At 73.0% G+C, this 6,759-nt stretch carries 3 protein-coding genes and 2 pseudogenes; 3 read left to right on the top strand and 2 right to left on the bottom strand.

Features of this window, described 5'->3' with window-relative positions:
* Positions 1 to 205 precede the first annotated feature (205 nt).
* Positions 206 to 1,285, top strand: a complete 1,080-nt coding sequence (locus ABZV31_RS33305; RefSeq protein ID WP_355900591.1) for a S1 family peptidase — start codon at positions 206 to 208, stop codon at positions 1,283 to 1,285.
* A 270-nt stretch (positions 1,286 to 1,555) separates the two neighbouring features.
* Here the strand turns inward: ABZV31_RS33305 and ABZV31_RS33310 are convergent.
* Positions 1,556 to 1,662, bottom strand: a pseudogene (locus ABZV31_RS33310) (DUF3533 domain-containing protein); the annotation flags it as partial.
* 185 nt (positions 1,663 to 1,847) lie between these two features.
* On the opposite strand from ABZV31_RS33310, the gene ABZV31_RS33315 reads away from it, so the two are divergent.
* Positions 1,848 to 5,318, top strand: coding sequence for a DNA polymerase III subunit alpha (locus ABZV31_RS33315; protein ID WP_355900592.1), 3,471 nt, complete (start codon positions 1,848 to 1,850; stop codon positions 5,316 to 5,318).
* Entirely contained in the window at positions 5,315 to 6,289 is a 975-nt protein-coding gene (locus tag ABZV31_RS33320) for a hypothetical protein (protein ID WP_355900593.1), read from the top strand. Before ABZV31_RS33315 ends, ABZV31_RS33320 begins: the two co-directional genes overlap by 4 nt.
* A gap of 15 nt (positions 6,290 to 6,304) precedes the next feature.
* On the opposite strand, the pseudogene ABZV31_RS33325 reads toward ABZV31_RS33320, so the two are convergent.
* Positions 6,305 to 6,661: pseudogene (locus ABZV31_RS33325) on the bottom strand (cupin domain-containing protein).
* Between the last annotated feature and the right edge of the window lie 98 nt (positions 6,662 to 6,759).

Raw genomic sequence — 6,759 nt, forward strand, 5'->3', positions numbered from 1 at the left:
TTGCAATGCGAATGCTGATGGACCCAGCTGGGGTGACCACGGGCGGTCAGAACATAGGGGGTGTACGCCGGTTGACGTATGTGCGTCCAGAACTCGACCTTGTGTGTTTGCTGTCGGCCTCGGAATAGTAGGCGCCGTTCAACCGCCTTCCGGTTCGTGAGATCCCCACAAGCTCGCGGGCCGACCCCCCACAGGAGGACGAGAGTTGAAGCACCGACGCATACCCAGGCGCCGTGCGGCCGTGGCAGGTGCGGGCATCGCCGCACTGGTCGCCGCGGGAGTCACCTTCCAGAGTGCGAACGCCAGCGAGACCCCGAAGACCCCCGTGGCTCAGACCCTGTCGTCCACGGCGGCCGGAAACCTCGCCTCGAGGCTCGTCAAGGACCTCGGCGCCGACGCGGCGGGCACGTACTACGACGCGAAGAGCAGGAACCTCGTGGTCAACGTGCTCGACGCGACCACCGCCAAGGCCGCCCAGCAGGCCGGCGCCAAGGCCAGAGTCGTCGAGAACTCCCTCGCCGAGCTGGACAGTGCCCGCACCACGCTCCAGCAGGACGCGACCATCCCCGGCACCTCGTGGGCGACCGACCCCGTCACCAACAAGGTCGTCGTCACCGCCGACAAGACCGTCTCGAAGGCCGAGTGGGCCAAGCTCGGCAAGGTCGTCGACGGACTCGGCAACAAGGCCGAACTCAAGCGCTCGAAGGGGGAGTTCAAGCCCTTCGTCGCGGGCGGCGACGCCATCACCGGCTCGGGCGGCCGCTGCTCGCTCGGCTTCAACGTGGTCAAGGGCGGCCAGCCGTACTTCCTCACCGCCGGACACTGCACGCAGGCGATCTCCACCTGGTCGGACTCCAGTGGCAACGTGATCGGCCAGAACGAGCAGTCCAGCTTTCCGGGCAACGACTTCGGCCTGGTCAAGTACACCGCGAGCGTCGACCACCCGAGCGCGGTCGACCTCTACAACGGCTCGACCCAGCAGATCACCAAGGCGGGCGAGGCGACCGTCGGCGAGAAGGTGACCCGCAGCGGCTCCACGACCCACGTGCACACCGGCACGGTCACCGGTCTGAACGCCACCGTGAACTACTCGGAGGGCACGGTCAGCGGCCTCATCCAGACCGACGTGTGCGCCGAGCCCGGCGACAGCGGCGGGTCGCTGTTCGACGGCGACACCGCGCTCGGCCTCACCTCCGGCGGCAGCGGCGACTGCACCTCCGGCGGCGAGACCTTCTTCCAGCCGGTCACCGAGGCGCTGTCGGCCACCGGCGCCCAGATCGGCTGACCACCCCACGGGATCCGCAACAGCCCCGCCCCCGCGACAGCCCCGCCCCCGCGCGCGAGGGGGCGGGGCTCTTGCGTCGTACACGAGGAGCCCTCGTGGCCGATGGGCGCCGCGTCCCGGCTCACTGCGGCCGCGCCGCCTCCCGGCTCACTGCGGCCGCGCCGCCTCCCGGCTCACTGCGGCCGGACGCCGGCCCGTTTGTTCCGCGGCCCAGCAGCGGGGCCGTCACGTGTTCCGCGGCCCAGCAGCGGGGCCGTCACGGCCGTGGGAGTACGCGATCGAGCGCGCCGTCCAGGTGCCCGCGCCCGGTGGCAGGGCGGGCCCGATCGCCGGAACGGCGGCGGCACCGGCAGCGGGACGGCGCCGTTCGCGCTGGGTCGGAGTGCCGGCGCCGATGGGCTGTGTCATGTCCCCGCGGTCCGGGCCGCCGGGCGTTTGCGCAGGTGGGACACGCCCGAACGGTCGTCGTACACACGTTCGGGAATTGGTCTATGGTGGGGGTGGGAGAGTTGGGAACTGATGTTCGAGAGCTCGCGAGGGCTCACGAGTGCGGGAGGTGTGTGTGCCGGGCTTCACGCATCTGCACACAGTCTCCGGGTTCTCCCTGCGCTACGGCGCCTCGCACCCGGAGCGGCTGGCCGAGCGCGCCTCCGAGCGGGGCATGGACGCCCTCGCGCTCACCGACCGCGACACCCTCGCCGGCACGGTCCGCTTCGCCAAGGCCTGCGCCAGGGCGGGCGTCCGTCCGCTGTTCGGCGTGGAACTGGCGGTGGCGGAGCCCGAGCCCGTCCGGCGGGAGGCGTCCGTACGCCGGGACGCGTACGCGTCCGTACGCCGGGAGCGACGCCGGGCGCCCGTGCGCGGCGGTGCCTTCATCGACGAGTCGGCCCCCCGTGTGACCTACCTCGCCCGGGACGGCGCCCGCGGCTGGGCCGATCTGTGCCGCCTGGTCACCGCCGCCCACACCGCTGCGGGCACCCCGCTGCTGTCCTGGGTCGACAACCACGCCGACGGCCTGACCGTCCTGCTCGGCCCCGACTCCGACGTCGGCCGAGCCCTCGCCGCCGGGCGCCCGGACCGCGCGGCCCGGCTGCTCGCCCCCTGGCGCGAGGTCTATGGCGACGCGCTGCGCCTGGAGGCCGTCTGGCACGGCCGCAAGGGCACCGGCCCCGGCTCGCTGCGCCTGGCCGCCCGCACCGTCGGCTTCGCCGCCGAGCAGCGCATCCGGCCCGTGCTCAGCAACGCCGTCCGGTACGCCGACCCCGGCCAGGGCCCGGTCGCCGACGTGCTGGACGCCGCCCGCCGCCTGGTCCCCATCGACGCGACCAGGGAACTGGACTCCGGCGAGGCCTGGCTGAAGGACGCGGGTCTGATGCTCCAGGCCGCCGAGCGGATCGTCGAGGCCGCGGGTTTCCGGCGCGACACCGCCCACCGCCTGCTGGAGCAGACCCGGGCCACGGCCGCCGAGTGCCTGGTCGACCCCGAGGACGACCTCGGCATCGGCACCGTCCACTTTCCCGAGCCGCACCTCGTCGGCGCCGGCCGCCGCACCGCCCAGCGCGCCCTCGCCTCCCGGGCGGCGGCGGGCATGGTGCTGCGCGGCTACGCCGACCGGCGCGCGTACTGGGAGCGGATGCACGAGGAGCTGGACATCATCGCCCACCACGGCTTCGCCTCCTACTTCCTGGCGGTCGCCCAAGTGGTGGACGACGTACGGAAGATGGGCATCCGGGTCGCCGCGCGCGGCTCCGGCGCGGGCTCCCTCGTCAACCACCTCCTCGGCATCGCGCACGCCGACCCGATCGAGCACGGGCTGCTGATGGAGCGCTTCCTGTCCAAGCGCCGCGTGGTCCTGCCGGACATCGACATCGACGTGGAGTCCGCGCGCCGCCTGGAGGTCTATCGCGCGATCATCGACCGGTTCGGCACCGAGCGGGTCGCGACGGTCGCCATGCCGGAGACGTACCGGGTGCGGCATGCGATCCGTGACGTGGGTGCCGCCCTGTCCATGGACCCCGCCGACATCGACCGCATCGCCAAGTCCTTCCCGCACATCCGCGCCCGCGACGCCCGCGCGGCGCTGGAGGAGCTGCCCGAGCTGAAGCAGTTGGCGGGAGAGAAGGAGAGGTACGGACGGCTGTGGGAGCTGGTCGAGGCCCTCGACGCCCTCCCGCGCGGGGTCGCCATGCACCCCTGCGGAGTGCTCCTGTCCGACGCCTCTCTCCTGGCCCGTACCCCGGTCATGCCGACCAGCGGTGAGGGCTTCCCCATGGCGCAGTTCGACAAGGACGACGTCGAGGACCTCGGACTGCTCAAGCTCGACGTGCTGGGCGTGCGGATGCAGTCGGCGATGGCGCACGCCGTCGCGGAGGTGGAGCGGGTGACGGGGGAGCGGATCGACCTGGACGCGGTGCCCCCGGGGGATCCGGCGACGTATCGGCTCATCCGTTCCACCGAGACGCTGGGCTGCTTCCAGATCGAGTCGCCGGGGCAGCGGGACCTGGTCGGGCGGCTGCAGCCGGCCACCTTCCACGACCTGGTCGTCGACATCTCGCTCTTCCGGCCGGGGCCGGTCGCCGCCGACATGGTGCGGCCGTTCATCGAGGCGCGGCACGGGCGGGCGCCGATCCGCTGTCCGCACCGGGATCTGGAGGAGCCGCTGAGGGAGACGTACGGGGTCGTCGTCTTCCACGAGCAGATCATCCGCATCCTCGACATCATGACCGGCTGCGGGCGCGACGAGGCGGACCGCGTGCGGCGCGGGCTGTCCGACCCGGAGTCGCAGGGGCGGATCAAGGTGTGGTTCGCGCAGCACGCGGCGGCGAAGGGATACGACGCGGAAACGATTCAGCGGACGTGGGAGATCGTCGAGGCGTTCGGTTCGTACGGCTTCTGCAAGGCGCACGCGGTCGCCTTCGCCGTACCGACGTACCAGTCGGCGTGGCTGAAGGCCCATCACCCGGCCGCCTTCTATGCGGGGCTGCTCACGCACGACCCCGGGATGTATCCGAAACGGCTGCTGCTGGCGGACGCGCGGCGGCGCGGGGTGCCGATCCTGCCGTTGGACGTGAACAGGTCGGGGGTCGCACACCGTATCGAACTGGTGTCTGGATCGAAGGAATCCGAAGGGGTCTGGGGGCTGCGCCTGGCCCTCTCCGACGTGCACGGCATCAGCGAGGCCGAGGCGGCGCGGATCGCGGACGGGCAGCCGTACGACTCGCTGCTGGACTTCTGGGAGCGGGCGCGGCCGAGCCGTCCCGTCGCCGGGCGCCTCGCCCAGGTGGGGGCGTTGGACGCGTTCGGCGCCAACCGCCGTGATCTGCAACTGCACCTGGCCGAGCTGCACCGCGGCACCCGGGGCGCGGGCGGGGGCCAGCTCCCCCTGGCCGGCGGGCGGAAGACCGCGGCGGCCGGGCTGCCGGACCTGTCCGCGGCGGAGAAGCTCAGCGCCGAGCTGGGCGTGCTGTCCATGGACGCCTCGCGCAACCTGATGGACGACTACCGCACGTTCCTCGACGAGCTGGGCGTGGTGTCGGCGCGTCGGCTGCGCGAGGTCCGGCACGGCGAGACGGTGCTGGTCGCGGGCGCCAAGGCGGCCACCCAGACCCCGCCGATCCGGTCCGGCAAGCGGGTCATCTTCACCACGCTGGACGACGGCACGGGCCTGGTCGACCTCGCCTTCTTCGACGACTCCCACGACGCCTGCGCGCACACCGTCTTCCACTCCTGGCTGCTGCTGGTGCGCGGCGTGGTGCAGCGGCGCGGCCCGCGCAGCCTCAGCGTGGTGGGCGCGGCCGCCTGGAACCTCGCCGAGCTGGTCGAACTGCGTGCCGAGGGCGGCCTCGACGTGGTGGCGGCGCGGCTGGCGCAGCCGGTCCCACAGCGAAAGCCGGACGGCGATGCGGCGGAGGGCCGGACGATCCGCATGCCCACGGGGTACGAGATGCACCCCTGGGCCGATCTGCGTCCCGCGGGCGAAGGCCCGGCGGGTGGAAGGAAGTTGTGGCACCAGAGTCCAGGGAGTGCGGGATGACCATTCTCTGCGTCCGTTTCCAGCTGCCCCCGATGTACGAGGCGGCCCTGCCGGGGCTGCTCGGGCTGCTGGAGGAGTTCACCCCGGTCGTCGAGGCGCTGCCGCCGGACAGGGCGCTGGTCGATCTGCGGGGCGCCGAACGGTACTTCGGGCGCAGCGCGGTCGAACTCGCGTCGGTGATCCGGGTCCGCGCCCTCGCGCTGCACGGCGTCGACTGCGTGATCGGCGCCGGGCCGGGCCCGATGCTGGCCCGCATGGCGTTGCGCGAGGCCCGGCCCGGAGTGACCTGCGCGGTGCCCGACGCCCCGGACGCCATCGCCGAGTTCCTCGCCGAGCGGCCCGTCGCCGCGCTGCCCGGCGTCGGCGCGGCGACCGCCCGCACCCTGTCCGAGTACGGACTCGACACCCTGGGCCGGGTCGCCACCGCACCTTTGTCGACGCTCCAGCGCCTGGTCGGGGCGAAGGCCGGCCGCGAACTGCACGAGAAGGCCAACGGCGTCGACCGCGGCCGGGTGGTACCGAACGCCGTCTCCCGCTCCCTCGCGACGGAACGGCGCTTCGAACGCGACGAGTTGCACCGGGACCGCCACCGCCGGGCGCTCCTGTCGGCCACCGAGGAACTCGGCGCCCGGCTGCGCGCCCTGGACAAGGTCTGCGGCACCCTGGCCCTCACCGTGCGCTACGCCGACCGCTCCGCGACGACCCGCAGCCGCACGCTCAGGGAGCCGACCGCGCATACGGCGGCGCTCACCCGGGCCGCGTACGACATGTACGAGGCCCTCGGCCTGCAACGCGCCCGCGTCCGCGCGATCGCCCTGCGTGCCGAGGGCCTCGGCCCTGCCGAACAGGCCTCCTACCAGCTCACCTTCGACCCCGTCGACGAGAAGGTCCGCCGCATCGAGGAGGTCGCGGACCGCGCGCGGGCGAAGTTCGGACCGCGGGCGGTGATGCCGGGGGCGCTGGCGGCGTGAGCCTTCTGGCGGGCGTCAGTTGGCCCACGGTGGGGTGATGCGGGTGCCGTCGGCCAGTTCCGCCTCCAGGCCGATGGACGTGGTGACCCAGGAGACCCCGACCGACCGGACCTCGACGGCGAGGGTCGCACCGGAGTTGATGATCACCGTGTCGCCGGCGGTGACCCGCTCGGTGCGGTCGTCGAGCGTGATCAGCAGTTCGCCGTCGAGCAGGGAAGATCTCCTCCCGGGTGACGGTGTGCGCGGGGGCCTGCGTCCCCGCCGGGATCTCGCCCCGCCAGGCGCACAGCTCCTTGCTGCCGGTGCGGGGGTGGCGTACGAGACGAAGCGGGCGCCGTGGATCTCGTGGGTCACGGCTTCGGACGGGCGCATGGCTCGCCAACCGTGGCGTGCGCAGTGCCGACACGGTCGCGGCCACCGCCCTGGAGGCCGCCCAGGCCCAGCAGACCGCGCTGCCCGGTGAGGACGTC

Origin of the sequence: Streptomyces sp. NPDC005202 (assembly GCF_040608235.1) — a bacterium.
Classification (GTDB): domain Bacteria; phylum Actinomycetota; class Actinomycetes; order Streptomycetales; family Streptomycetaceae; genus Streptomyces.